We start from the raw sequence: 25315 nt of genomic DNA, 5'->3' as shown, positions 1-25315 counted from the left end.
CGCGCGTGACCGTGGAATCTCGGTCGCGCTGAGTGCGGACAGCCGGGCCGCCGTTCGCCTAGATTGGCGTTGTGCAGCGTTGGGCCGTCGGCCGCGCTGCGGAAGGCGGGCGAGGCCCGCCGGGAAACTGTGGACGATGCCCGGGGGGTACGACCCCGCGACGGCATCATGGTGAGGAGGCGCTGTGAGCAGCGACCCGTGGGGCCGTGTCGACGAGACGGGCACCGTGTACGTGCGGACGGCCGAGGGCGAGAAGGTCGTCGGATCGTGGCAGGCCGGTACCCCTGAGGAGGCCCTGGCCTACTTCGAGCGCAAGTACGAGGGCTTGGTTGTCGAGATCGGCCTCCTCGAGAAGCGGGTGAGGACCACCGACCTCTCGGCGAAGGACGCCACCGCGGCGATCGAGCACATCCGGCAGCAGGTCGACGAGCACCACGCCGTCGGTGACCTGGCCGCGCTCGCGACCCGTCTCGACAAGCTCGTCGAGACGGTCGAGTCGCGCCGCGAGGAGCGCAAGGCCGAGAAGGCCAAGCAGACCGACGAGGCGCGCGGCGCCAAGGAGAAGCTCGTCACGGAGGCCGAGGAGCTCGCCCAGAGCGAGCAGTGGCGTTCCGCGGGCGAGCGTCTGCGGGCGCTCGTGGACACCTGGAAGGGCCTCCCCCGGCTCGACCGCAAGTCCGACGACGAGCTGTGGCACCGCTTCTCGCACGCCCGCTCCGCGTTCTCGAAGCGCCGCAAGGCCCACTTCGCCTCGCTGGACGCCCAGCGTGAGGACGCCCGCAAGGCGAAGGAGCGCCTGGTCACCGAGGCGGAGTCGCTGTCGAACTCCACCGACTGGGGCAACACGGCGGCCCGCTACCGCGAGCTGATGACGGAGTGGAAGGCGGCCGGCCGCGCCCAGCGCGAGCACGAGGACGACCTGTGGAACCGCTTCCGCGGCGCCCAGGACGTCTTCTTCGCCGCGCGCGGCGAGGTCTTCGCCGAGCGGGACGCGGAGCAGACCGAGAACCTCAAGCTGAAGGAGGAGCTCGCGACGGAGGCCGAGAAGCTCCTGCCGGTGTCGGACCTGAAGGCGGCGCGTGCGGCCTTCCGTTCCCTCAACGAGCGGTGGGAGGCCATCGGCCACGTGCCGCGTGACGCCCGCCCCAAGGTCGAGGGCCGGATGCAGACGGTGGAGCGCGCCATCCAGGAGTCCGAGGAGGCCGAGTGGCGCCGGACGAACCCGGAGGCACGCGCGCGTGCCGCGGGTCTGACCGGTCAGCTGCAGGACGCGGTCGAGAAGCTGCGCAAGCAGATCGACGCGGCCCGTGCCGCCGGCAACGACTCCAAGGCCGACAAGCTCGCCCGCGAGCTGGAGGGCCGCCAGGCCCTGCTCGACCAGGCCCTGAAGGGCCTGGAGGAGTTCGGCGGCTGACACGGAGCCCGTGACCGTACGAGGAAGGCCCCCGGCGAGTGAGCCGGGGGCCTTCCTCGTGTCGTCGCTACGACGTCACGGCCTGCGGGCCGAGGTCACGCGGTAGACGTCGTAGACGCCCTCGACGCCCCGGACGGCCTTCAGGACGTGGCCCAGGTGCTTCGGGTCGCCCATCTCGAAGGTGAAGCGCGAGGTGGCCACCCGGTCACGGGAGGTCTGCACGGCCGCCGAGAGGATGTTGACGTGCTGGTCGGAGAGGACCCGGGTGACGTCCGAGAGCAGCCGGGACCGATCCAGCGCCTCGACCTGGATGGCGACGAGGAAGACCGAGGACTGGGTGGGCGCCCACTCGACCTCCAGGATCCGCTCCGGCTCCCGGGAGAGCGACTCCACGTTGACGCAGTCGCTGCGGTGAACCGATACGCCGCTGCCCCGGGTGACGAAGCCGATGATCGGGTCGCCGGGGACGGGGGTGCAGCAGCGGGCCAGCTTCACCCAGACGTCCTCGACGCCCTTGACGACGACCCCGGGGTCGGCGTTGGAGCGTCGCTTGGAGCGGCCGCGGGTGGGCGGCGTCGCCTCGTCGATGTCCTCGGTGGCGGCCTCTTCGCCGCCGAGCGCCTGGACCAGCTTCTGCACGATGGACTGGGCGGTGACATGGCCCTCGCCGATGGCCGCGTACAGCGAGGAGATGTCGCTGTAGCGCAGTTCGTGGGCGAGGGTGACGAGGGAGTCGCCGGTCAGGATCCGCTGGATCGGCAGGTTCTGCTTGCGCATCGCCCGCGCGATGGAGTCCTTGCCCTGCTCGATGGCCTCGTCGCGGCGCTCCTTGGAGAACCAGGCGCGGATCTTGTTGCGGGCGCGCGGGGACTTGACGAAGCCCAGCCAGTCCCGGGAGGGCCCGGCGCCGGCGGCCTTGGAGGTGAAGACCTCGACCAGGTCGCCGTTGTCGAGGGTCGATTCGAGCGGCACGAGGCGGCCGTTGACCCGCGCCCCTATGGTGCGGTGGCCGACCTCGGTGTGGACCGCGTAGGAGAAGTCGACGGGGGTCGCGCCGGCGGGCAGCGCGATGACGTCGCCCTTCGGCGTGAAGACGAAGACCTCGTTGCGGGAGAGGTCGAAGCGCAGGGACTCCAGGAACTCGCTGGGGTCCTCGGTCTCCTTCTGCCAGTCGAGGAGCTGGCGCAGCCACGCCATGTCGTTGAGGTGGTCGTCCTTGCCGGTCCTCTTCGGCACGTCGGCGCGCACCTTGGAGGCACCGGCGACGGCCTCCTGCTTGTACTTCCAGTGGGCGGCGATGCCGTACTCGGCGCGCCGGTGCATGTCGAAGGTGCGGATCTGCAGCTCGACGGGCTTGCCGTTGGGTCCGATGACCGTCGTGTGCAGCGACTGGTACATGTTGAACTTCGGCATCGCGATGTAGTCCTTGAACCGGCCGGGGACCGGGTTCCATCGCGCGTGGACGGTGCCGAGGGCGGCGTAGCAGTCCCGCACCGTGTCGACCAGGACACGGATGCCCACCAGGTCGTAGATCTCCGCGAAGTCACGGCCGCGGACGATCATCTTCTGGTAGACGCTGTAGTAGTGCTTGGGGCGGCCGGTGACGGTGGCCTTGATACGGGCGGCCCGGAGGTCCGTCTGGACCTCGTCGGTCACTATGGCGAGGTACTCGTCCCGCTTGGGGGCGCGCTCGGCGACGAGACGGACGATCTCGTCGTACATCTTGGGGTAGAGGATCGCGAAGGCGAGGTCCTCCAGCTCCCACTTGATGGTGTTCATGCCCAGGCGGTGGGCCAGGGGCGCGTAGATCTCGAGGGTCTCGCGGGCCTTCTTCTCCTGCTTCTCCCGCTTGAGGTACCGCATGGTGCGCATGTTGTGCAGGCGGTCGGCGAGCTTGATGACCAGGACGCGCGGGTCCTTGGCCATGGCGACGACCATCTTGCGGACGGTCTCGGCCTGCGCGGCCTCGCCGAACTTGACCTTGTCGAGCTTGGTGACGCCGTCGACGAGGAGCGCGACCTGGTCACCGAAGTCCCGGCGCAGGGTGTCGAGGCCGTACTCGGTGTCCTCGACCGTGTCGTGCAGCAGGCCGGCCATCAGCGTCGCCGGGTCCATGCCGAGCTCGGCGAGGATCGTGGTGACGGCGAGGGGGTGCGTGATGTACGGGTCGCCGCTCTTGCGCTTCTGACCGCGGTGCCAGCGCTCCGCGACCTGGTAGGCCCGCTCGACCTGGCGGAGCGTCGCCGTCTCGATCTTGGGGTCGTTGGAGCGGACGATCCGCAGCAGCGGTTCCAGGACCGGGTTGTACGGGGACGAGCGCTGGACGCCGAGCCGGGCGAGGCGGGCGCGGACGCGGTTGGACGAGCCGCCGGAACGGGCGGGGGCCGCCGGGGCCGGCCGCGACGGGGCCGGGGGCTCGGGAGCCGGGCTCTTGGGCGCCGGGCTCTCCGAGGGCGGCGGCGTGGAGGCGGCAGGCGCGGGCCCGGTCTCCGCCGGCTCGTTCTGGGGCGTGCCCGTCCCCTGCGCGGCCTTGTCGGCCTTCGGGTCGGGCTGCGCGGCGGAGAGTGACTGGGCCTCGTCTGGCAAGAGCGCTCCTCTGGGGTCCCCCCGGACGGAGTCTGGGGGAGGTGCCGGGTCCCCCGGTCAGGCCCGGAAAGGCCATGGTATCGAGCCCTGACACGCACTGCTCACGCGGCCGGGCGGGGAACGGACCCGGCACGGGCGCGGCACGCTCTCCGGGCCCCGGACCGGGGGCTCCGGAAAACCGACGGGGCGCCCCGGGGATTCCCCGGAGCGCCCCGTACGAGGTGTTCGCCCGATGTCAGACCGTGATCAGCGCCGTGAGCGGAGCGCCGTTCAGGGCCGGCTCCAGCCGGGCGCGGCCCGGGAGGAAGCCGAGCTCCATGAGGACCGCGACGCCCGCCACCTCGGCGCCCGCGCGGCGGATGAGCTCGATGGAGGCCTCGGCCGTACCACCGGTGGCGAGGACGTCGTCGATGACCATGACGCGGTCGCCCGCGTCCAGGTCCTCGGCGTGCACCTCGATCTCGGCGGTGCCGTACTCCAGCTCGTACGCCTGGCGGAGCGTGGCTCCGGGGAGCTTGCCGGCCTTGCGGACCGGGATGAAGCCCAGCCCCGCGCGGACGGCCACCGGGGCGGCCAGGATGAAGCCGCGCGCCTCGAGTCCGACGATCTTCGTCGCGCCGTGCGCGGAGCACAGCCCGGCGAGGACGTCGGTGAGGGCCGTGAACGCCTCCGGGTCCGCGAGCAGTGGCGTGATGTCCTTGAACAGCACGCCCGGCTTCGGGTAGTCGGGTACGTCACGGATGCGGCTGAGCAGGAGGTCGGTGACGGCCTGGGCCACGGCGGTCATCCTCGGTGCTCCTGGGTGCGACCGCGGCGGTCGGCCCGGGGGCCCACGACCGCGATCTCGTTGTCGTCGAGGGACGGGCCGTCCGAGTCGCCCTTGGCCGCCTCGCCGGCCCGCTTGACCATGATGCGCTTCCTGAGCGCCTTGATCGCCGGCTCGCGCTCCTTGAGGTCGGCGACGAGCGGGGTGGCGATGAAGATCGACGAGTACGCACCGGCGGCGAGACCGACGAACAGCGACAGGGAGATGTCGTTGAGCATGCCGGCGCCGAGGACGCCACCACCGATGAAGAGCAGGCCGGCGACCGGCAGCAGCGCGACGACGGTGGTGTTGATCGAACGGACCAGGGTGCCGTTGATCGAGCGGTTGGCGAGCTCGCTGTAGGTGAAGCGGGTCTGCTTCGTGATGTCCTTCGTCTGCTCCTTGAGGGAGTCGAAGACGACGACCGTGTCGTACAGCGAATATCCGAGAATGGTCAGCAGACCGATCACCGTACCCACGGTGACCTCGAAGCCGACCAGTGAGTAGATGCCCACCGTGATCGTGAGGTCGTGGATCAGCGCGATGAGCGCCGCGACCGCCATTCTCCACTCGAAGGCGATGGCCAGATAGATCACCACGAGGATCATGAAGACCCCCAGGCCGGTCCAGGCCTTGTTGGCGATCTGCTCACCCCAGCTGGGGCCGACGAGCTCCGCCGCGATCTTCTCCTCGGGGACGTTCAGGTCCTTGGCGAGTTCCGAGCGGACCTGGTCGGACTGCGCGGTGTCGAGGCCGCCGACCTGGATGCGCAGGGAGCCGTTGCCGAGCTGCTGGACGATCGCGTCGTGGCCGGAGGCCTCTTCCGCGTACTCCTGCGCCTGACTGACGGTGACGTCCGACTTCGGGGTGGTGAAGACCGCGCCGCCCTGGAACTCGATGCCCATGTTGAGACCGCGGACGGCCAGGGCGACGATGGCGGTGATCGTGATCAGGATGGACAGGCCGTACCAGATCTTGCGGTTGCCGATGAAGTCGTAGCCGACCTCACCGCGGTGGAGCCGGGCTCCGAGATCGCCGAGCTTCGACATCTCACGCCTCCTTCGGGTCGACAGGGCCGGCGGCAGAGCCGGTGGCACGGCGGGAGCGGCGCAGCGGCGGCTTGGCGCCGAGTCGCTTCGGGTCCAGGCCGGACCAGGGGTGGCCGTCACCGAAGAACTTGGTCCGCGCGAGGAGCGTCATGACCGGCTTGGTGAAGAGGAACACCACGACGACGTCGAGCAGGGTGGTCAGGCCGAGCGTGAACGCGAAGCCCTGGACCTTGCCGACGGTGACGATGAAGAGGACGGCCGCGGCCAGGAACGACACGAAGTCGGAGACCATGATCGTGCGACGGGCACGCGGCCAGGCGCGCTCGACGGCCGGGCGGAGCGTGCGGCCCTCGCGCAGTTCGTCGCGGATGCGCTCGAAGTAGACGATGAACGAGTCCGCGGTGATACCGATGGCGACGATGGCGCCGCAGACGGCCGGCAGGTTCAGCGCGAAGCCGATGGCCGGGCCGAGGAGGGCCATGATCACGTAGGTGAGGAGCGCGGAGACACCGAGGCTGAGGATGGCGATCAGCGACAGGCCGCGGTAGTAGGCGACCAGGTAGATGATGACCAGACCGAGGCCGATCGCACCGGCGATCAGGCCGGCCTCCAGCTGGTCGCCGCCGAGCGCGGCGGTGACGGTGTCGACGCTCTGGGTCTCGAAGGAGAGCGGCAGGGCACCGTACGACAGGATGTTGCCGAGGTCCTGAGCCGACTGCTGGTTGAAGTTGCCGGAGATCTCGGCGCTGGCGCTCAGCGTCTGGCGCACCGACGGGGCCGAGACGACCTCGCCGTCCAGGACGATCGCGAAGCGGTTCTGCGGGTCGGCCTGCGAGGAGAGCTTGCCGGTGATCGCCTGGAACTTCTTCGAGCCCGCGCCCGTGAAGTCCATGGTGACGATCCACATGCCGCGCTGCTGGTCGAACTGGCCCTTGGCGTCGTCGACGTCACGGCCCTCGACCTCGGCCGGGCCGAGGAGGTACTTCGACCACACGCCGGGGGCGTCCTCGCCACAGGCGACGGTCGGCTCGGTGGGCTTGACGCCCTGGCCGGCGGCGGTGCGCTGCTTGGGGTCGAGGCAGTTCAGTGCGGTGAACTTCTGCTCGAGCGCGGCGGTGGCGGGGTCGGGCGTCGGGGCCGCCGACGGGGTCCCGCTGGGCTTCGGCGCCGTGGAGGCCGAGCCGGTGCCGGTGGGCGTGGGCGTCGGGGCCTTGAGGGCCTCGGTGAGCGCACGGCCCTGGGTGGCGCCGGCCGTCGGGGTGGCCGGCTTCTCGCCCGTGGACGAGCCGGAGGCGGAGGCGGACGGCTTCGGCGTGGCCGAGGGGGAGCCGGAGGTGCCGGCGCTCGGCGCCGGCGCGGGGCCACCGTTCGTCACCGCGAGAACGGGCCGGAAGTAGAGCTGGGCGGTCGTACCGACCTGCTCACGGGCCTGCTTCTCGTTCGTCCCGCGAGGGATGTTGACGATGATGTTCTCGCGGCCCTGCGTCTGGACCTCGGCCTCGGAGACACCCAGACCGTTGACACGGCGCTCGATGATGTCGACCGCGGTGTTCATGTTGGTCTCGTTGACCGCCGACTCCTGACCGGGCTCAGCCTTGGCCTTGAGCGTGATCGACGTACCACCGGCGAGGTCGATGCCCAGGCGCGGGGTGGTGTGCCCCGACCAGAACATGCCGCCGGTGAGTGCGACCATGGCGATCAGGATGAGTGCCAGGGCGCGGCCCGGCCGGCTCTGTCCCCCCGCCGGCCTTCGGCCCTTCTTCGGTGCTGCCACCTGTCGTATCTCCCTGTCCAACCGTCTCGCGCCGGGTATGCGTGAGACGGCCACGAAGTGTGTGTGGGGACCTTCCCCCGCAGACGTGGAACCGTTCCGGGGACCGCGCGCGCCGGTGGGCGTGCGCGGTGTCCCCGACCGCGACTACTTCGCGTCGGTCTCGCCGTCGGTCTTGCCGTCCTTCTGGCCCTCGGCGGCGGCCTCGGCCGTGTCCGACTTCTTCGTCAGGTCGGCCTTCGGCGCCGCGTCCTCCACCTCGGCGGTCTCCGTCCTGTCCGTGGCCTCGGCGGCCTCGGTCAGGGAGGAGGCGTCGTCCGGGACGACGGTGCCGGAGTCCGAGTCCTCGTCGTCGCCGTGGACGATGCGGTTGTACTCGGAGTCCTCGAGGACCGCGCCGATCGCGTTCTTGGCGTAGACGGCGTGGACGCCGGGAGCGACCTCGAGGAGGACGGTCTCGTCGCCGATCTCCTTGACGGTGGCGTACATCCCCCCGATCGTGCGCACGCCGGTGCCGGGCTGCATCTCGTTGCGCATCTGCGCCGCCGCCTGCTGCTTCTTCTTGGCAGAGCGGGTCATCAGGAACATGGCCCCGATGAGGACGATGAAGGGGAGGAGGGTCACGATGCTCACGGGACGGGTTTCCTTCGCACGGTCGCGGAGAACCCGCGGCCTGATCTTCGGGGGTGGGCGCGCCGACCAGAAAGGGCGGCATCGGCGGAGTCTAGGCGAGTCCGCATCGACAGAACAACGTCCAGCATCGCACCCTGGTTCCTGTCCGGGCGAGTGTCAGCACCGTCACGCCCCGAAGAGCCCCTGTTGTCCGCTTCCGGTCGCCCCGGGGCCCGCTGCCTGCGGCGGAACCAGTCCGAGGTGGGCCCAGGCCGCCGGAGTCGCGACCCGGCCACGGGGGGTGCGAGCCAGCAGACCTTCGCGTACGAGGAAGGGTTCGGCGACCTCCTCGACGGTCTCGCGCTCCTCCCCCACGGCGACCGCGAGGGTGGAGAGGCCGACCGGGCCGCCGCCGAACAGCTTCAGCAGGGCTTCCAGGACGGCGCGGTCGAGTCGGTCGAGGCCGCGGCCGTCGACCTCGTACACGCTGAGGGCCGCCTCGGCGATCTCCCGGTTGATCGCTCCGTCGGCCCTGACCTGCGCGTAGTCGCGGACGCGGCGGAGCAGCCGGTTGGCGATGCGGGGGGTGCCGCGGGAGCGGCCGGCGATCTCGGCGGCGCCGGCCGGGTCGATCTCGACGTCGAGGAGTCCGGCCGAGCGGTGGATGACGCGCTGGAGCTGGGCCGGGTCGTAGAACTCCATGTGGCCGGTGAAGCCGAAGCGGTCGCGCAGCGGGGGCGGCAGGAGCCCGGCCCGGGTGGTGGCGCCGACCAGGGTGAAGGGCGGGAGTTCGAGGGGGATGGCGGTGGCGCCGGGGCCCTTGCCGACGATGACGTCGACGCGGAAGTCCTCCATCGCCATGTAGAGCATCTCCTCGGCGGGCCGGGACATGCGGTGGATCTCGTCGAGGAAGAGGATCTCACCCTCCTGGAGGGAGGAGAGGATCGCGGCGAGGTCTCCGGCGTGCTGGATCGCGGGGCCCGAGGTGATGCGGATCGGGGCGTTCATCTCGGCCGCGATGATCATCGAGAGGGTGGTCTTGCCGAGGCCGGGGGCGCCGGAGAGCAGCACGTGGTCGGCGGTGGCGCCGCGCTGGCGGGCGGCCTTGAGGACCAGGTCGAGCTGCTGGCGGACCTTCTCCTGGCCGACGAACTCGCTGAGGTCCTTGGGGCGCAGGGCCGCCTCGACGGCCTGGTCGTCGCCCTCGGCGGAGGCGCCGACGATGCGCGCCCCGTCGTCGGATGCCTCGGCGGTGGTGTCGTCGTCCCAGTTCACGGTGGATGCCTTCTCGTTCGTACGGCCGGGTCGGGCCGGGTGGTAGGGCCTGTCCGGCCACGGGGTCGGATCAGGCCGGGTCGTGCGGGCCGGCGGGCCGGACCCGGCGGGGGTGCGCGGACGGCCCCGGGTCAGCGGGCGCGGTTGAGGGTCTGCAGGGCGGCGCGCAGCAGCTGCGGCACGGGGGCGGTACCGGTCTCGGCGATCGCGGCCTCGGCCTGCGGGGCGACCGCGCCGACGGCCTCCTCGGCCTCGCGGCTCGCGTAGCCCAGGCCGATCAGGGCGGCGGTCAGCTGCTCGGTCCACGGCGCGGGTCCGGAGGCCGCGGCGCGCTGGGCGCCGACCAGGCCGCTGCTGCCGAGGGGGGCGCCGAGCTTGTCCTTCAGTTCGAGGAGGAGTTTCTGGGCGCCCTTCTTGCCGATGCCGGGGACGGCCATGAGGGCCTTCTCGTCGCCGGTGGAGACGGCGACGCGCAGGGCGTCGGGGCTGTGCACGCCGAGCATGGCCTGGGCGAGGCGGGGGCCGACGCCGCTGGCGGTCTGCAGGAGTTCGAAGACCTGACGCTCGTCGTCGTCGGCGAAGCCGTACAGGGTGAGGGAGTCCTCGCGGACGACGAGGGAGGTGGCGAGCCGGGCGTCCTGCCCGATCCGGAGGGCCGCGAGGGTGCCGGGGGTGCACTGGACGGCCATGCCCACGCCGCCGACCTCGATGACGGCCGTGGTGGGGGCGAGGGCGGCGACCGGGCCGCTGACGAAGGCGATCATCGGGTTCGGCCTTTCACTGCGGCCGCCTGCCGGGCGGCCGCCTGCTGGAGACGGTTCTGGGCGACGGCCTGCTGGAGGCGGTTCTGGGCGGGGGCCCGCCAGATGTGGCAGATGGCGAGGGCGAGGGCGTCGGCGGCGTCGGCCGGCTTCGGCGGGGCGGAGAGCCGGAGCAGCCGGGTCACCATGGCCCCGACCTGCGCCTTGTCGGCGCGTCCGCTGCCGGTGACGGCGGCCTTGACCTCGCTGGGGGTGTGCAGGGCGACGGGGATGCCGCGGCGTGACGCGCAGAGCATGGCGACCGCGCTCGCCTGGGCCGTGCCCATCACCGTACGCACGTTGTGCTGGCTGAACACCCGCTCCACGGCGACGAGTTCGGGTGAGAAGCGGTCGAGCCACTCCTCGATGCCCCGCTCGATGCCGACCAGGCGCACGCCGATGTCGTCCTCCGGGGTCGTCCGCACCACGCCAACGCCGAGCATGGTGAGGGGCCGTCCGGCGACGCCCTCGACGACGCCGACGCCGCACCGGGTCAGGCCAGGGTCCACCCCGAGTACCCGCACCGCGCCCCCTCCAGTCGATCACCTGTTTGTGCAGGCTATCGGCTGCCACCGACAACGCCGCACGAACGGCGGCGGGCCGACGGGGGTGTGTCCCCGTCGGCCCGCTGCGGAGCGGTCGCGATCAGACGTCGACCTTCTCCATGACCTCGTCGCTGACGTCGAAGTTGGCGAAGACGTTCTGCACGTCGTCGCTGTCCTCCAGCGCGTCGATCAGCTTGAACATCTTGCGCGCGCCCTCTTCGTCGAGCTCGACCTGCATGGTCGGGACGAAGCTGGACTCGGCGGAGTCGTAGTCGATGCCGGCCTCCTGGAGGGCGGTACGGACCGCGACCAGGTCGGTGGCCTCGCTGATGATCTCGAAGGACTCGCCGAGGTCGTTGACCTCCTCGGCGCCGGCCTCGAGCACCGACTCCAGGACGTCGTCCTCGGACAGCTCGCCCTTGGGGAGGACGATGACGCCCTTGCGGTTGAACAGGTACGAGACCGAGCCCGGGTCGGCCATGGAGCCGCCGTTGCGGGTCATGGCCACGCGCACGTCGGAGGCGGCGCGGTTGCGGTTGTCGGTGAGGCACTCGATGAGCACCGCGACACCGTTCGGGCCGTAGCCCTCGTACATGATCGTGGCGTAGTCGGCGCCGCCGGCCTCGAGGCCCGCACCGCGCTTGAGCGCGGAGTCGATGTTCTTGTTCGGGACCGACTGCTTCTTCGCCTTCTGGACGGCGTCGAACAGCGTCGGGTTACCGTCCAGGTCGGCGCCGCCCGTACGGGCCGCGACCTCGATGTTCTTGATCAGCTTCGCGAAGAGCTTGCCGCGCTTGGCGTCGATCACGGCCTTCTTGTGCTTCGTCGTAGCCCATTTAGAGTGGCCGGACATCTGCCTGTCTCCTTCGCGTAACCCATTTCTGAACGAACCCCAGAGATCCTACCGGGATCGGGTCAGCGTGCCGCGCGCACCATGTCGACGAACAGGGCGTGGATGCGGTGATCACCGGTGAGCTCGGGGTGGAACGAGGTCGCGAGCGCGCGGCCCTGCCGTACGGCGACGACATGGCCCTCGTGCTCGGCGAGGATCTCGACCTCGGCGCCGACGGACTCCACCCAGGGGGCCCGGATGAAGACGCCCTCGACGGGGCCTCCCTCGACGCCCGCGACGGTGACGCCGGCCTCGAAGGACTCGTTCTGCCGCCCGAAGGCGTTGCGGCGGACGATCATGTCGATGCCGCCGAAGGTCTCCTGGCCCGAACGCGGGTCGAGGATCTTCTCGGCGAGCATGATCAGGCCGGCGCAGGTGCCGTAGACCGGCAGGCCGGCGGCGATGCGCTCGCGCAGGGGCTCCGCCATGCCGAACAGGTCGGCCAGCTTGGAGATGGTGGTGGACTCACCACCGGGGATGACGAGGCCGTCGATCTCGGCCAGTTCCTCGGGGCGCCTCACCGGCCTGGCCACGGCGTCCGCCGCGGCCAGGGCGATCAGGTGCTCCCGTACGTCGCCCTGGAGGGCCAGGACGCCGATCACGGGTGTGGTCATGAGTGCTTACCAGCCGCGGTTGGCGTAGCGCTCGGACTCGGGGAGGGTGTCGCAGTTGATGCCGACCATGGCCTCGCCCAGGTTGCGGGAGGCGTCCGCGATGATCTTCGGGTCGTCGTAGAAGGTGGTGGCCTTCACGATGGCGGCGGCGCGCTTGGCCGGGTCGCCCGACTTGAAGATGCCGGAGCCGACGAAGACGCCCTCGGCGCCGAGCTGGCGCATGAGCGCGGCGTCGGCCGGGGTGGCGACGCCACCGGCGGAGAACAACACGACCGGCAGCTTGCCGAGCTCGGCGACCTCCTTGACGAGCTCGTACGGGGCGCGCAGGTCCTTGGCGGCGGCGAACAGCTCGTTGTTGTCGAAGCCGCGCAGCCTGGCGATCTCGTTCTTGATCTGGCGCAGGTGGCGGACGGCCTCGACGACGTTGCCGGTGCCGGCCTCGCCCTTGGAGCGGATCATGGCCGCGCCCTCGGCGATGCGGCGCAGGGCCTCGCCCAGGTTGGTGGCGCCACAGACGAAGGGGGTCGTGAAGGCCCACTTGTCGGAGTGGTTGACCTCGTCGGCCGGGGTCAGGACCTCGGACTCGTCGATGTAGTCGACGCCGAGGGACTGCAGGACCTGGGCCTCGACGAAGTGGCCGATGCGGGACTTGGCCATGACCGGGATGGAGACCGCGCCGATGATCTCCTCGATCATGTTCGGGTCGGACATGCGGGCCACGCCGCCGTCCTTGCGGATGTCCGCGGGGACCCGCTCCAGGGCCATGACGGCCACGGCGCCGGCGTCCTCGGCGATCTTCGCCTGCTCGGCGTTGACCACGTCCATGATCACGCCGCCCTTGAGCTGCTCGGCCATGCCGCGCTTGACGCGCGCGGTGCCGGTCTCGGGGGACTGGAAGGTGGTGGAAGGCGTGGTGGACACGGATACCTCACTCGTGACAACAGGGGTTGACGACAAGATGAGGAAACAGGCCACCTCGGGTCCACAGCAAGGGCCAATGTGGACCCGGTGGATCGTTTTCGCAGGCTGTGGGGGTCAGACCGGGCGATCGGCAAGGGCCACCGGGGGCTCGTCGTCCATTTCGAAGGCCAGCGGGAAGGGCGCGTGGCCCGCCAGCCGGAACCAGCGGACGGTGCGGTGACGGCGCAGGGCCCGGGCGGCCCGTACGGCGTCGTTGTGGAAACGGCGGGCCATCGGCACCCGGCGGACGGCCTGCGCGAGCTCCCCCACGGCCTCCTCGCCGCCGGGGGCCTGCCGGACGACCTCCATCTGCTCGGGCTCGCCGAAGACGGCCCGCAGGGCCTGGCTGAGTTCGCTCTCGGCGACCTCCCGGTGGTCCTCCTCGGCCTGCCGGGCGGCGTGCGCGGCCTCGTACAGAACGATCGAGGCGGCCGGGTCGAGGACACCTGAGGTGGCCAGCTCCTGGGTGACCGAGGCCCGGCGCAGCAGCTGCGCGTCCAGGGCGGCGCGGGCGGCGTCGATACGGGAGTGCAGCCGGTCGAGCCGTCCGGCGGTCCAGCTGAGATAGACGCCGACGAGAATCAGCGCGACGACGGTCCAGATCAGGGTTTCGGTCACGGGCGCACAGGCTACCGGGGCGGCGGCAGCACCCCTTCCCAGAGGTCGCGGTCGTGGGCGAACAGGACACGCGCGGGGCGGCCCGACGCCAGCTCCGCGAGCCGGTCGAGCCAGGGCCGGTACGGCGTCCCGAACTCGGCCGCGACGTCGTACGCCTGCCCGGCGAGGACGGTCACGCGGTCGCCGTGGTCGAGGAGGAGCGACTGATGGCCCTCGGTGTGGCCCGGGGTGGGCACGAGCAGCACGCCGGGCGCGATCTCGTGTTCGCCGTCGATCTCCTCGTACCGGACGCCGGGGAGGAGCGAGTCGATGGTGTGGCCGCCGGCGCGGGCGGTGGCGAGCTCGGTGCGCTGGACGAGGACGGGGGTGGCGGGGAAGCGCTGGTTGCCGCCGATGTGGTCGAAGTGCAGGTGGCAGTTGGCGACGAGGTCCACGTCGGCGGGGCCGACGGTGAGGGGGCGCCGGACGGGCCGGTAGTGGGCGTCCGTCTCCGGGGAGCCGGTCCCCATCCCGGTGTCGAAGAGCAGCCTCCCGCCGACGTGCCGCACGAGGTACCCGAGAACGGGCTCCACGCGTGGGTGGGGACCGCCCCACTCGGCGGCGGGACGGGTGAAGTGCCCGAGGTCGAGCCGGCGCACGGAGATCGGGTCCATGCGCGCAACCTGCCCGGAAGCACGCCGCGCAACCGCCCCCGGGCCCGCGCCACCGGTGCGCCGGCTACAGGCCCAGCCTCGCCCGGAGCCCCACCCGTTCGTCCGTGTCCACCGCCGCCGCCCCGTCCGTGACCGTCTCGTAGACCGCCAGGATGTCCGCGCCGACCGTCGTCCAGTCGAAGCGGCGCACATGGGCCGAGCCGCGGGCGCTCAGGCCCGCGCGGCGTTCCTCGTCGCCCAGGAGCCGGATCGCCGCGTCCGCGAGCGCGTCCGCGTCCTCGTTGGCGAAGAGGTCGCCCGCCGCCCCCTGGTCGAGGACCTGGGCGAAGGCGTCCAGGTCGGAGGCGAGGACCGGCGCACCGGCCGAGAGCGCCTCGACGAGGATGATGCCGAAGCTCTCGCCGCCGGTGTTGGGTGCCACGTACACGTCGACGCTGCGCAGGAGCCGCGCCTTGTCCTCGTCGCTGACCATGCCGAGGAACTCCACCCGGGACCGCATCTCGCGCGGCAGCGAGGCGACCGCCTCCTCCTCGTCGCCGCGTCCGGCGACGAGGAGCCGCGCTCCGGGCCGCTCGGTGAGGATCCGGGGCAGGGCCCGCATGAGGACGGGCAGGCCCTTGCGCGGCTCGTCGATCCGGCCGATGAAGCCGAGGGTCTCGCCCCGCCACTCCTTCTTCGGTTCGGCGCGGGCGAAGAAGTCGACGTCGACCCCGTTGGGGATGACGACGGCGTCGCCGCCGAGGTGCTCGACGAGCGTGCGGCGCGCGTACTCGCTGACCGCGATGCGGGCGCTGATCTTCTCCAGGGCGGGCTGGAGGATCGGGTACGCGGCGATCATCGCCCGGGAGCGCGGGTTGGAGGTGTGGAAGGTGGCGACGATCGGCCCCTGCGCGGCCCAGCAGGTGAGCAGGCCGAGGGAGGGCGAGGTCGGCTCGTGGATGTGGACGACATCGAAGGTGCCGTCGTGCAGCCAGCGGCGCACCCGCGCGGCCGAGAGGAAGCCGAAGTTGAGCCGGGCCACGGAGCCGTTGTACGGCACGGGGACGGCCCGGCCGGCCGAGACCACGTACGGCGGCAGCGGGGTCTCGTCGTCGGCGGGGGCCAGGACGGAGACCTCGTGGCCGAGCCGGACGAGGTGTTCGGCGAGGTCGCGGATGTGGAACTGGACGCCGCCCGGCACGTCCCAGGAGTACGGGCAGACGATCCCGATCCTCACTCGCCGCGCTCCCCGCCCCGCTCGGCACCCACCGTGGGTCCCGGGCGTTCCTCCAGGTCGGCGAGCCACAGTCGTTGCAGCATGTGCCAGTCCTCCGGGTGGTCCGCGATGCCGGCCGCGAAGGCGTCGGCCAGCGCCTGTGTCATCACGGACGTCTTCTCGTCCCGCGTACCCGACTCGGGCACGTCGACGGGTGCGTGGATGCGCCCCCTCATGACGTCCGTGTCGTCGTACCAGAGGGTCGCCGGCAGCAGCACCGCTCCCGTGTGCTGGGCGAGGATGGCGGGTCCGGCCGGCATCCGCGCCGTCTCCCCGAAGAAGGTGACCTCGGTACCGGAGGCCGACAGGTCGCGGTCGGCGACCAGGCAGACGAGGCCGCCCGCCCGCAGGCGCCGTGCGAGGGTCCCGAAGGCGGAGCCCCCGGTGTGCGGGAGGACCTCCATGCCGAGGGACTCGCGGTAGGCGACGAAGCGGTCGTACAGCGTCTCCGGCTTGAGCCGCTCCGCGACCGTGGTGAACGGCACGCCGAGGGCGCGGGTCACCCACACCCCCGCGAGGTCCCAGTTCGCCAGGTGCGGCAGGGCGACGACGACCCCGCGACCGGCGGCGAGCCCGTCCATCAGGTGATGGGCGTCCTTGAGGTCCACCCCGTGTTCGACCCGCTCCTTGCTCCAGGTCGGCAGCCGGAAGGACTCCATCCAGTACCGCATGTACGAGCGCATGCCGGCCTTCGACAGCTCGGCGAGCCGCTCGGGCGTGGCGTCGGGCACCACGCGCGCGAGGTTGGCCTCAAGGCGCAGGACGCTCTTGCCGCGCCGCTTCCAGGTGAGGTCGGCGATCCGCCGGCCGAGGCCCGCGGCCACCGGCTCGGGCAGTTTCTTGACGGTCGCCCAGCCGGCGCCGTACAGCCCGTCGCTCAGTCGGTCCTTCAGCGTGCTCACGTCGCAGCCCCGTTCCCCCCGGCCGCGGCGGCGTCCGCCTCGGCCGATTCACGTCGTACGGTCACGACCCGCTGGCCCAGGGTCACGGCGCTGCCGACGGCCACGATCCACAGGGCGATCGGGAGCAGGATCTCGACGCCGGGGACGCCGAACGTGTGCAGCCCGGCGAGGCCGGCGGCGACCAGGGAGATCACCAGGCGTTCGGCGCGCTCGATCAGGCCGTTGACCGCGACCGGCAGGCCAATCGATTCGCCTCGCGCCTTGGTGTAGGACACGACCTGACCGCTCGCCAGGCAGAAGATCGCCACGGCGCACAGCACGTTGTCGTCGCCCTTGCCCGCGTACCAGAGCGCGAAGCCGCCGAAGATGGCGCCGTCGGCGACGCGGTCGAGCGTCGAGTCGAGGAAGGCGCCCCAGCGGCTGGAGACCCCCGCCTGCCGGGCCATGTTGCCGTCGACGAGGTCGGAGAAGACGAAGAGGGTGATGACGATGGTGCCCCAGAAGAATTCCCCGCGGGGGAAGAAGACCAGCGCGCCGGCCATCACTCCCGCCGTGCCGATGAGCGTGACCGCGTCGGGGCTGACGCCCCGGCGGAGCAGAAACGCTGCGAACGGTGTGAGGACACGCGTAAAAAATGCACGCGCGTACTTGTTCAGCATGGCCTTCCCGAGGTTCGGTGGGCCGCGCGGCCCCTACGACCACCGGCTCACCCATCGTAGCGACGCGCGCCCCGGCGTACCGGCGGGCACCCGCCCCGCCGCGTCGGCGTCCCTGCGAGGACCCATCCGCGTACGACGTACGGACGCGTCGGAGCGCCCGGAGGTTGCCCGGCGGTAGTACGGACCCCGGGACGGCACGGGGGCGCCCTGAGCGCCCCGGCGTCGCGCGACGGATGCCCGGCACCGTGCGACGGATGGACGCGTCCTGGCGTCGGTGCAAAGCTCGAAGGACCACCGCGGGCACCGCCGGAGCCGTACCGCGACTCACCACTCCCCCACGCCCGCGTCCCGCCGCACCGTGCGAGCAGCCGGGAGGACACATCATGGGTGACAAGGCGAACACGGCCGCCGGGGCCGCCGGCAGAGCTCCGACGGCCGACCGGCCCACGGCCGTACGGAACGTGGTGCTGGTCGGCCACAGCGGATCGGGGAAGACGACCCTGGTCGAGGCGCTCGCGCAGACCGCCGGCGCGCTCAACCGGGCGGGCCGCGTGGAGGACGGCGGCACCGTCTCCGACTACGACGAGATCGAGCACCGCAGGCACCGCTCCGTACAGCTCTCCCTCGTCCCGGTCGGCTGGGACGGGTACAAGATCAACCTCCTCGACACTCCCGGGTACGCCGACTTCGTCGGGGAGCTGAGGGCCGGTCTGCGCGCGGCGGACGCGGCCCTCTTCGTCGTCTCGGCCGCCCAGGAGGCCGACGCCGTCGCCGCCTCCACCCGGATGATCTGGGAGGAGTGCGCCGCCGTCGGCATGCCCCGCGCGATCGTCGTCACCCACCTCGACACGGCCCGCACCGGCTACGACGAGCTCACCGCCGTCTGCGCCTCCCTCTTCGGCGGCGACGACCCGGACGCCGTCCTCCCCCTCCACCTCCCGGTGTACGGCGACGAGGCCCCCGACGGACACGCGCCGGCCACCGGGCTGGTCGGCCTGCTCTCGGAGCGGACCTTCGACTACTCCACGGGGGTACGGAGGGAGGGCCCGCCCGACGAGGGCAGACGGGGGATCGTCGCGGAGGCCCGGGCCCGGCTGATCGAGGGGATCATCGCCGAGAGCGAGGACGAGAGCCTCATGGACCGCTACCTCGGCGGCGAGGCGATCGACCTCGAGACCCTCGTGGACGGCCTGGAGAAGGCCGTCGCCCGGGGCACCTTCCACCCGGTGCTCGCGGCCGCGCCCGCCGTCGACGGCGGCACCCAGGGCCTCGGCACCCTGGAGCTCCTGGAGCTGATCACCGGAGGCTTTCCCTCCCCCGTCGAGCACGAACCGCCCGCCGTCACCACCCCCGACGGGCGCCCCCGGCCCCCGATCCGCTGCGACCCCGAGGGTCCCCTGGTCGCCGAGGTCGTCAAGACCGCCGCCGACCCCTACGTGGGCCGGATCTCCCTCGTCAGGGTCTTCTCCGGCACCCTGCGTCCCGACGAGACCGTGCACATCTCCGGTCACGGCCTGGCCGACCGGGGCCACGAGGACCACGATGTCGAGGAGCGGATCGGCGCGCTCACCTCCCCCTTCGGCAGGCAACAGCGGCCGATGGCGCACTGCGTCGCCGGGGACCTGGCCTGTGTGGCCCGGCTCGGCCGGGCGGAGACGGGCGACACGATCTCCGCGAAGGACGATCCGCTCCTGATCGAGCCCTGGAGCATGCCCGAGCCGCTGCTCCCGCTCGCCGTCGAGGCCCACAGCAAGGCCGACGAGGACCGGCTGTCGCAGGGTCTGGCCCGGCTGGTCGCCGAGGACCCGACCCTGCGCCTCGAACAGAACCCGGACACCCGGCAGGTGGTGCTGTGGTGCCTGGGCGAGGCCCACCAGGACGTCGTCCTCGAACGCCTCAGGGGCCGGTACGGGGTGCGGGTCGACGCCGTGCCGTTCAAGGTGGCGCTGCGCGAGACCTTCGGCGGGACCTCGGCGGGCCGGGGCCGGCACGTCAAGCAGTCCGGCGGCCACGGCCAGTTCGCCATCTGCGAGATCGACGTGGAGCCACTCCCGCCGGGCAGCGGCATCGAGTTCGTCGACAAGGTGGTCGGCGGGGCGGTCCCGCGCCAGTTCATCCCCTCCGTAGAGAAGGGGGTACGGGCCCAGGCCGCGAAGGGCGTCTCCGCCGGCCATCCGCTCGTCGACATCCGCGTCACCCTCCGGGACGGCAAGGCCCACTCGGTGGACTCCTCCGACGCCGCCTTCCAGACGGCCGGCGCGCTCGCCCTGCGCGAGGCGGCCGCCGAGGTCGCCGTCCATCTCCTGGAACCGGTCGCCGAGGTCCAGGTCCTCGTGCCGGACGAGTACGTCGGCCCCGTCATGAGCGACCTGTCGGGGCGGCGCGGCCGGGTCGTCGGCACCGAGCAGGCCGGTCCCGGGCGGACCCTGGTCCGGGCCGAGGTGCCGGAGATCGAGATCGGGCGGTACGCGATCGACCTGCGGTCCGTGTCACACGGCACCGGCCGGTTCGACCGTACGTACGCACGGCACGAGCCGATGCCGTCACATCTGGCCGAGAGGGTCCGCCAACAGGCCTGAGGTCGCCGCGGGTTGGCGTATGGCGACGGCGACCGTCCGCCCGGTGCCCCGGGCGGACGTCATTCGGCCTCGATGTCCACAGGCGGTGACGCGCACGACGGTCCCCGGTTACGCTGTGGTGCCCAGCTCAGAAGGTGTGCGGGGCACGGCAGTTGGGAACAGCCCGCACAGATACTCGCGCGCGATGGGGGCGGCAGTGGCGATCGATGGCTTCGGACCCGGGGCGCAGGTCCCCCTCGTGGGCTCGGGCGGCGGCACGGGAGCGACGAACGCGCTCGCGTCCGCCGCGTACCGGGACAGCGAACTGAAGACGATTCAGGACGCGGACAACGAGCTCTACAAGACGACACTCAAGGCCGGGAAATGGGAGAAGCTCTTCCGCCCCGACCTGGGAGAGGCGTTCTCCCGCGCCGTCCAGGTCCGGATGCTGGGCGGCGGTCGCGCCGCCCTGATCCAGTCCTTCGGCGCCGATCCGCAGCCGGTCGTCGAGCACTGCCTGGCGGCCACCCACATCCGTCGGCAGCGTGACAGCAAGCTCACCCTGGTCACCTTCGTCTGCGGTGTCCTCTTCCTGCCCGGCCTGCTGCTCTGGCTCGGCGTCATCCAGCTCCGCCGGATCGCCGCCGGATCCCAGAAGAAGCGCACCAGCGCCATCGGCACCGCGCTGCTGTGGGCGGCCGGGCTCCTGGCCGCGCTCGTCCTGCTCAAGCTGCCCTTCCACGGGATCCTGCCGAACTACCTGCGCGCCATGCTCGTGGCCCCCGTGGTCGGCTGGTTCCTCGCCCGCCGGATCTGCGAGAGGTCCGCCGTCGACCTGCGCGAGCGCTGGACGGCGCTGCTCAGCGGTGGTGGCATCGGCGCGCAGATCCCCAAGTCCGTCCCGAAGGACCCCAGCGAGAAGGCGGCCGAGGAGCTCCGGCTCAACCTGGAGAAGCTCTCCGCCGAGCAGCAGTCCAACATCGCGTTCTACGCCGGGCCCAAGGGAATCCTCGGCCTGGGCACCCGCTGGGGCAGCTGGACGCTCGCCGAGGAGCTCGTCCCGCAGGCCGGCCGGGAGATCCACGACTTCCGCGCCTGGGACGTCGTCCGCAAGATCCACGACCAGCTCACCCTGCTGGAGCGGGGCTCCCTCAAGACCGGCTTCCCGAAGCCGACGGTCAAACACTGGATCGTCTCGGCCGTCGGCGAGGGCGCCGACTCCGTCACCCGCCCCGAGGGCGACAGCATCGTCCACTTCCAGGTCAAGCCGCACGAGATACAGCGCATCTGCAACGACCAGCAGTTCGGCGCGGGCAATCGTCACTACCTCGGTGTCCAGTTCACCCTCTGGGACGGGAACCTCGTCCTGACGATGATGGTCACGGTGACCTCGCTCCACCACACCCTCAGGATCGAGGTCACCGGCCACGCGCTGGGCCCCGTCCACAGCCTCTTCGGCACGAAGCCCGCGGCCAAGACCAAGGAGGTCTCCAAGGCCGTCCGTTTCTGGGAGACGAAGTCGATCCAGCAGCCGCTGCTCGTGGCCGACGACATCGTGCGCCTCGCGGTGCGCGCCCCGCTCACCTGGTACCCGCCGGTCCTGGAGTACCTCGGCGGCAAGATGGTCCTGCCCGAGCCCTTCGGCCTGCGGCACGTGTGGGCCGGACCGCTCTGGAAGAACCGCTTCATGGCCGACGACGCCATCCGCATGGCGACGCCGGTGCTGCGCGCGGTCCACTCCGCGACCCTGAAGATGCTCGACGAGCACGGCGTGGACACGGAGCGCTTCGTCAACCGCTCGCTGGTCCTCAGCGGCGGCGTCCAGGAGCCGGGCCCCAAGAAGGCCGACGTCTACGACGCCTGACGTGACGGTGCGACGGAGGGCCCGGGGCGGCGTTCGCGCCCCGGGCCCTCCGTACCGATCCGACGTGTCCGGTCCCGTACGGCTCAGACGGTGGCCGGCCAGGCGTCGGCCAGCATCTTCCGGGTGTCCGCGAGGAGTTGCGGCAGCACCTTGGTGTGTCCGACGACCGGCATGAAGTTCGTGTCCCCGCCCCAGCGCGGCACCACGTGCTGGTGCAGATGGGCGGCGATCCCGGCGCCCGCGACGGCGCCCTGGTTCATGCCGATGTTGAAGCCGTGCGCGCCGGACGCCGCCCGCAGCGCGACCATCGCGCGCTTGGTGAAGTCGGCGAGCTCCGCCGTCTCCGCCGCGTCCAGGTCCGTGTAGTCGGCGACGTGGCGGTAGGGGACGACCATGAGGTGACCGCCGTTGTACGGGTACAGGTTGAGGACCGTGTACACGCTCTCGCCCCGCGCGATCACCAGACCGTCCTCGTCCGACTTCGCCGGGATCGAACAGAACGGGCAGCCGTCCTCGGCGCCCGGCCCGGTGGGCTTGTTCTCGCCCTGGATGTACGCCATCCGGTGAGGCGTCCACAGGCGCTGGAACGCGTCCCGCGTCCCCACTCCGATCTGCTGCTCCGGCTCAGTCGTCATGTCGAGCAGCATATTGCGTCGTCCGTTCGGAACGTGTCGCCGGGGCGGAAGATCGATGCAGCGGCCATGCTGATCCGATGAGCGACAGGGCACCGAAACCGCCTCGGCTTGAGCGCTGGGACCGCCGCATGGAGGGGCCGCTCGCCGTGGCCTCCCTCGTCTACCTGACGGGCTACGCGGTCCGCATCCTCGCCCACCACCGCCTCCCCCAGGGCTGGCTCGACCTCTGTCTCGCGGTGACCCTCGGCGCCTGGGCCCTCTTCATCGCGGACTACGCGGTACGGCTCCGGCTCAGCGGCCTGGGTCCGCTCCGCTTCCTCCGCGGCCACCTCCTGGACACGGTCGTCGTGATCCTGCCGCTGCTGCGACCGGTGCGGATGGTCAGCATCTACAACCAGATCCAGCGCCGCCACGACAAACCGCGGCTCGGTCTCTACGCGCGCGTGATGGTCTACTCGGGCCTCACCGTGGCCCTGCTCGGCTTCGCGGGCGCGCTCACCGTCTACCGGTACGAGGTGGACGCCCCAGGCGCCTCGATCGTGACCTTCGGCGACGCGGTGTGGTGGGCCTCCGCCACGCTGGCGACGGTGGGGTACGGCGACGTGGTGCCGGTGACGCCCATCGGCAGGCTGGTCGCGGTGGGCATGATGGCCTGCAGTCTGGCCCTGCTCGGCGCGGTGACGGGTTCGTTCTCGTCCTGGCTGATCCAGACGTTCCGGCGGGAGGGCGAGGACGAGGACGGCGGAAGGCCCCCGGGGGGTTCCCCGGGGGCCTCCTAGGTCACGCTTCGGGCCGTCAGACCTGGACGCGGTCCTCGACGACCTTGGCGAGCTTGGCGATCGCCTCGTCGACGGGGACGCCGTTCTCCTGCGAACCGTCGCGGTAGCGGAAGGAGACGGCGCCGGCGGCCATGTCCTCGTCGCCCGCGATGATCATGAACGGGACCTTCTGCTTCTGCGCGTTCCGGATCTTCTTCTGCATCCGGTCCGAGGAGGAGTCGACCTCCACCCGCAGGCCCCGCTTCTTCGCCTTGGCGGCGAACTCGTGCAGGTAGTCGACGTGGGCGTCACCGATCGGGATGCCGGTCGCCTGGACGGGCGCCAGCCACGGCGGCATCGCGCCCGCGTAGTGCTCCAGGAGCACCGCGAAGAAGCGCTCGATCGAACCGAACAGCGCGCGGTGGATCATGACCGGGCGCTGCTTGGTGCCGTCCGGGGCGGTGTACTCCAGGTCGAAGCGCTCCGGCAGGTTGAAGTCGAGCTGCACGGTCGACATCTGCCAGGTACGGCCGATGGCGTCGCGTGCCTGCACCGAGATCTTCGGGCCGTAGAACGCGGCGCCGCCCGGGTCGGGGGTCAGCGGGAGTCCCTGCTTCTCGGCGACCTGCTGGAGGACCGCGGTGGCCTCCTCCCAGATCTCGTCCGAGCCGACGAACTTCTCCGGGTCCTTGGTGGACAGTTCCAGGTAGAAGTCGGTCAGACCGTAGTCGCGCAGCAGGTTCAGGACGAAGGTGAGGGTCTTGTCCAGCTCCTCCGCCATCTGCTCCTTGGTGCAGTAGATGTGCGCGTCGTCCTGGGTGAAGCCGCGGGCCCTGGTCAGGCCGTGCACGACGCCCGACTTCTCGTACCGGTACACGGTGCCGAACTCGAAGAGGCGCAGCGGCAGTTCACGGTACGAGCGGCCGCGCGCGTCGAAGATCAGGTTGTGCATCGGACAGTTCATGGGCTTGAGGTAGTAGTCCACGCCCTCGTCGAGCTGCATGGGGGGGTACATGCCCTCGGCGTACCAGTCGAGGTGACCCGACTTCTCGAACAGCTTGCCCTTGGTGGCGTGCGGCGAGTAGACGAACTCGTAGCCCTCCTCCTCGTGGCGCCTGCGCGAGTAGTCCTCCATGACCCGGCGGATGATGCCGCCCTTGGGGTGGAAGACCGCGAGGCCGGAGCCGATCTCGTCCGGGACGGAGAAGAGGTCGAGTTCGTTGCCGAGCTTGCGGTGGTCGCGCTTCTCGGCCTCGGCGAGGAAGTCGAGGTGGGCCTTCAGCTCTTCCTTCGACGGCCAGGCGGTGCCGTAGATGCGCTGGAGCATCGGGTTCTTCTCGCTGCCGCGCCAGTAGGCGGCGGCGTTGCGCATCAGCTTGAACGCCGGGATGTTCCGGGTGGTGGGCAGGTGCGGACCGCGGCAGAGGTCCTTCCAGCACAGGTCGCCGGTCTTGGCGTCGAGGTTGTCGTAGATGGTCAGCTCGCCGCCGCCCACCTCGACGCTGGCGCCGTCGTCGGTCGACGCGGAGCCCTTGATGCCGATGAGCTCCAGCTTGTACGGCTCGTCCACCAGCTCGGCGCGGGCGTCCTCGTCGGTCACCACCCGGCGGGCGAAGCGCTGGCCGCGCTTCTGGATCTCCTGCATCTTCTTCTCGATGACCTTGAGGTCCTCGGGGGTGAAGGGCTTCTCGACGTCGAAGTCGTAGTAGAAACCGTCCCGGACCGGCGGGCCGATGCCCAGCTTGGCCTCGGGGAAGAGCTCCTGCACGGCCTGGGCCATGACGTGCGCGGTCGAGTGGCGCAGGATGTCGAGACCGTCCGGGGAGGAGATCTCGACGCCCTCGACGACGTCGCCGTCGGAGAGCTCGTACGACAGGTCCTTCAGCTCGCCGCCGACGCGGGCGGCGATGACGGTGCGGTCGTCGGCGAACAGGGCGCCGGCGGTGGTGCCCGCGCTCACCGCCCTCTCCTCTGCTTCCGAGGCGGACTGGACGGTCACACGGACATCAGACACGAATGCTCCATACATAGGGGCGCTGGCAGGCACGAGGTGCCGGCGCCGGCGGTGCGCGACAGAGACGAGGTGCCGC

The 25315-nt window shown here is 71.3% G+C and carries 22 protein-coding genes; 4 read left to right on the top strand and 18 right to left on the bottom strand.

What is annotated here, in order from left to right:
* The first annotated feature begins 184 nt into the window (after positions 1–184).
* Complete coding sequence (locus ACRRSS_RS11455; protein ID WP_435971101.1) at positions 185–1414, top strand: DUF349 domain-containing protein; 1230 nt, start codon at positions 185–187, stop codon at positions 1412–1414.
* Positions 1415–1489: 75 nt separating this feature from the next.
* Here the strand turns inward: ACRRSS_RS11455 and ACRRSS_RS11450 are convergent, their stop codons facing one another.
* The 16 genes from ACRRSS_RS11450 to pgsA all read right to left on the bottom strand — a co-directional run bounded on the left by ACRRSS_RS11450 (position 1490) and on the right by pgsA (position 17410).
* Positions 1490–4000 carry a RelA/SpoT family protein gene (locus tag ACRRSS_RS11450; protein WP_435971100.1) on the bottom strand — a complete coding sequence of 837 codons (2511 nt, stop codon included), beginning with the start codon at positions 3998–4000 and terminating at the stop codon, positions 1490–1492.
* 235 nt (positions 4001–4235) lie between these two features.
* Positions 4236–4787: an adenine phosphoribosyltransferase gene (locus ACRRSS_RS11445; RefSeq protein WP_435971099.1), complete on the bottom strand. Its 552-nt coding sequence runs from the start codon at positions 4785–4787 to the stop codon at positions 4236–4238.
* Positions 4784–5854 (bottom strand): protein translocase subunit SecF, encoded by a 1071-nt coding sequence (gene secF, locus ACRRSS_RS11440; RefSeq protein WP_435971098.1) that lies wholly within the window; start codon positions 5852–5854, stop codon positions 4784–4786. Before secF ends, ACRRSS_RS11445 begins: the two co-directional genes overlap by 4 nt.
* Position 5855: 1 nt before the next feature.
* Positions 5856–7628 carry a protein translocase subunit SecD gene (gene secD / locus ACRRSS_RS11435; protein ID WP_435971097.1) on the bottom strand — a complete coding sequence of 591 codons (1773 nt, stop codon included), beginning with the start codon at positions 7626–7628 and terminating at the stop codon, positions 5856–5858.
* 144 nt (positions 7629–7772) lie between these two features.
* Positions 7773–8258 carry a preprotein translocase subunit YajC gene (yajC, locus tag ACRRSS_RS11430; RefSeq protein WP_435971096.1) on the bottom strand — a complete coding sequence of 162 codons (486 nt, stop codon included), beginning with the start codon at positions 8256–8258 and terminating at the stop codon, positions 7773–7775.
* A 165-nt stretch (positions 8259–8423) separates the two neighbouring features.
* Positions 8424–9512, bottom strand: a complete 1089-nt coding sequence (ruvB, locus tag ACRRSS_RS11425) for a Holliday junction branch migration DNA helicase RuvB (RefSeq protein WP_435971095.1) — start codon at positions 9510–9512, stop codon at positions 8424–8426.
* 131 nt (positions 9513–9643) lie between these two features.
* Entirely contained in the window at positions 9644–10276 is a 633-nt protein-coding gene (gene ruvA / locus ACRRSS_RS11420; RefSeq protein WP_435971094.1) for a Holliday junction branch migration protein RuvA, read from the bottom strand.
* Positions 10273–10836, bottom strand: a complete 564-nt coding sequence (ruvC, locus tag ACRRSS_RS11415) for a crossover junction endodeoxyribonuclease RuvC (RefSeq protein ID WP_435971093.1) — start codon at positions 10834–10836, stop codon at positions 10273–10275. Before ruvC ends, ruvA begins: the two co-directional genes overlap by 4 nt.
* A gap of 121 nt (positions 10837–10957) precedes the next feature.
* The gene (locus tag ACRRSS_RS11410) at positions 10958–11710 is read right to left on the bottom strand and encodes a YebC/PmpR family DNA-binding transcriptional regulator (protein WP_351905439.1); all 753 of its coding nucleotides are present in this window, start codon (positions 11708–11710) and stop codon (positions 10958–10960) included.
* Between the two features lie 62 nt (positions 11711–11772).
* Positions 11773–12363, bottom strand: coding sequence for a pyridoxal 5'-phosphate synthase glutaminase subunit PdxT (gene pdxT, locus ACRRSS_RS11405; protein ID WP_351905436.1), 591 nt, complete (start codon positions 12361–12363; stop codon positions 11773–11775).
* Between the two features lie 6 nt (positions 12364–12369).
* Positions 12370–13284, bottom strand: coding sequence for a pyridoxal 5'-phosphate synthase lyase subunit PdxS (pdxS, locus tag ACRRSS_RS11400; RefSeq protein ID WP_351905433.1), 915 nt, complete (start codon positions 13282–13284; stop codon positions 12370–12372).
* A gap of 114 nt (positions 13285–13398) precedes the next feature.
* Complete coding sequence (locus tag ACRRSS_RS11395) at positions 13399–13941, bottom strand: hypothetical protein (protein WP_435971092.1); 543 nt, start codon at positions 13939–13941, stop codon at positions 13399–13401.
* Between the two features lie 11 nt (positions 13942–13952).
* Positions 13953–14594: an N-acyl homoserine lactonase family protein gene (locus tag ACRRSS_RS11390; protein ID WP_435971091.1), complete on the bottom strand. Its 642-nt coding sequence runs from the start codon at positions 14592–14594 to the stop codon at positions 13953–13955.
* 64 nt (positions 14595–14658) lie between these two features.
* The gene (locus ACRRSS_RS11385; RefSeq protein ID WP_435971090.1) at positions 14659–15810 is read right to left on the bottom strand and encodes a glycosyltransferase family 4 protein; all 1152 of its coding nucleotides are present in this window, start codon (positions 15808–15810) and stop codon (positions 14659–14661) included.
* The gene (locus tag ACRRSS_RS11380) at positions 15807–16751 is read right to left on the bottom strand and encodes a phosphatidylinositol mannoside acyltransferase (protein WP_435971089.1); all 945 of its coding nucleotides are present in this window, start codon (positions 16749–16751) and stop codon (positions 15807–15809) included. The genes ACRRSS_RS11385 and ACRRSS_RS11380 overlap by 4 nt, the downstream gene beginning before the upstream one ends.
* Complete coding sequence (gene pgsA, locus ACRRSS_RS11375; RefSeq protein ID WP_435971088.1) at positions 16748–17410, bottom strand: phosphatidylinositol phosphate synthase; 663 nt, start codon at positions 17408–17410, stop codon at positions 16748–16750. Before pgsA ends, ACRRSS_RS11380 begins: the two co-directional genes overlap by 4 nt.
* A 383-nt stretch (positions 17411–17793) precedes the next feature.
* On the opposite strand from pgsA, the gene ACRRSS_RS11370 reads away from it, so the two are divergent.
* Together ACRRSS_RS11370 and ACRRSS_RS11365 are read left to right on the top strand one after the other, a co-directional pair.
* Positions 17794–19989, top strand: a complete 2196-nt coding sequence (locus tag ACRRSS_RS11370) for an elongation factor G-like protein EF-G2 (protein WP_435971087.1) — start codon at positions 17794–17796, stop codon at positions 19987–19989.
* Between the two features lie 184 nt (positions 19990–20173).
* The gene (locus ACRRSS_RS11365) at positions 20174–21832 is read left to right on the top strand and encodes a hypothetical protein (protein ID WP_435971086.1); all 1659 of its coding nucleotides are present in this window, start codon (positions 20174–20176) and stop codon (positions 21830–21832) included.
* An 83-nt stretch (positions 21833–21915) separates the two neighbouring features.
* Here the strand turns inward: ACRRSS_RS11365 and ACRRSS_RS11360 are convergent, their stop codons facing one another.
* Positions 21916–22479 (bottom strand): HIT family protein, encoded by a 564-nt coding sequence (locus tag ACRRSS_RS11360; protein WP_435971085.1) that lies wholly within the window; start codon positions 22477–22479, stop codon positions 21916–21918.
* A 65-nt stretch (positions 22480–22544) separates the two neighbouring features.
* On the opposite strand from ACRRSS_RS11360, the gene ACRRSS_RS11355 reads away from it, so the two are divergent.
* Positions 22545–23246 carry a potassium channel family protein gene (locus ACRRSS_RS11355; RefSeq protein WP_435971084.1) on the top strand — a complete coding sequence of 234 codons (702 nt, stop codon included), beginning with the start codon at positions 22545–22547 and terminating at the stop codon, positions 23244–23246.
* A gap of 16 nt (positions 23247–23262) precedes the next feature.
* Here ACRRSS_RS11355 and thrS read toward each other — a convergent pair whose 3' ends face one another.
* Positions 23263–25239 carry a threonine--tRNA ligase gene (thrS, locus tag ACRRSS_RS11350; RefSeq protein ID WP_435971083.1) on the bottom strand — a complete coding sequence of 659 codons (1977 nt, stop codon included), beginning with the start codon at positions 25237–25239 and terminating at the stop codon, positions 23263–23265.
* Positions 25240–25315 lie beyond the last annotated feature (76 nt).

The sequence above is a fragment of the Streptomyces sp. Qhu_M48 genome (assembly GCF_051305195.1).
Classification (GTDB): domain Bacteria; phylum Actinomycetota; class Actinomycetes; order Streptomycetales; family Streptomycetaceae; genus Streptomyces.
The sequence above is the reverse complement of the archived record's forward strand: the minus strand, read 5'-3'. Positions and strand labels throughout refer to the sequence as shown.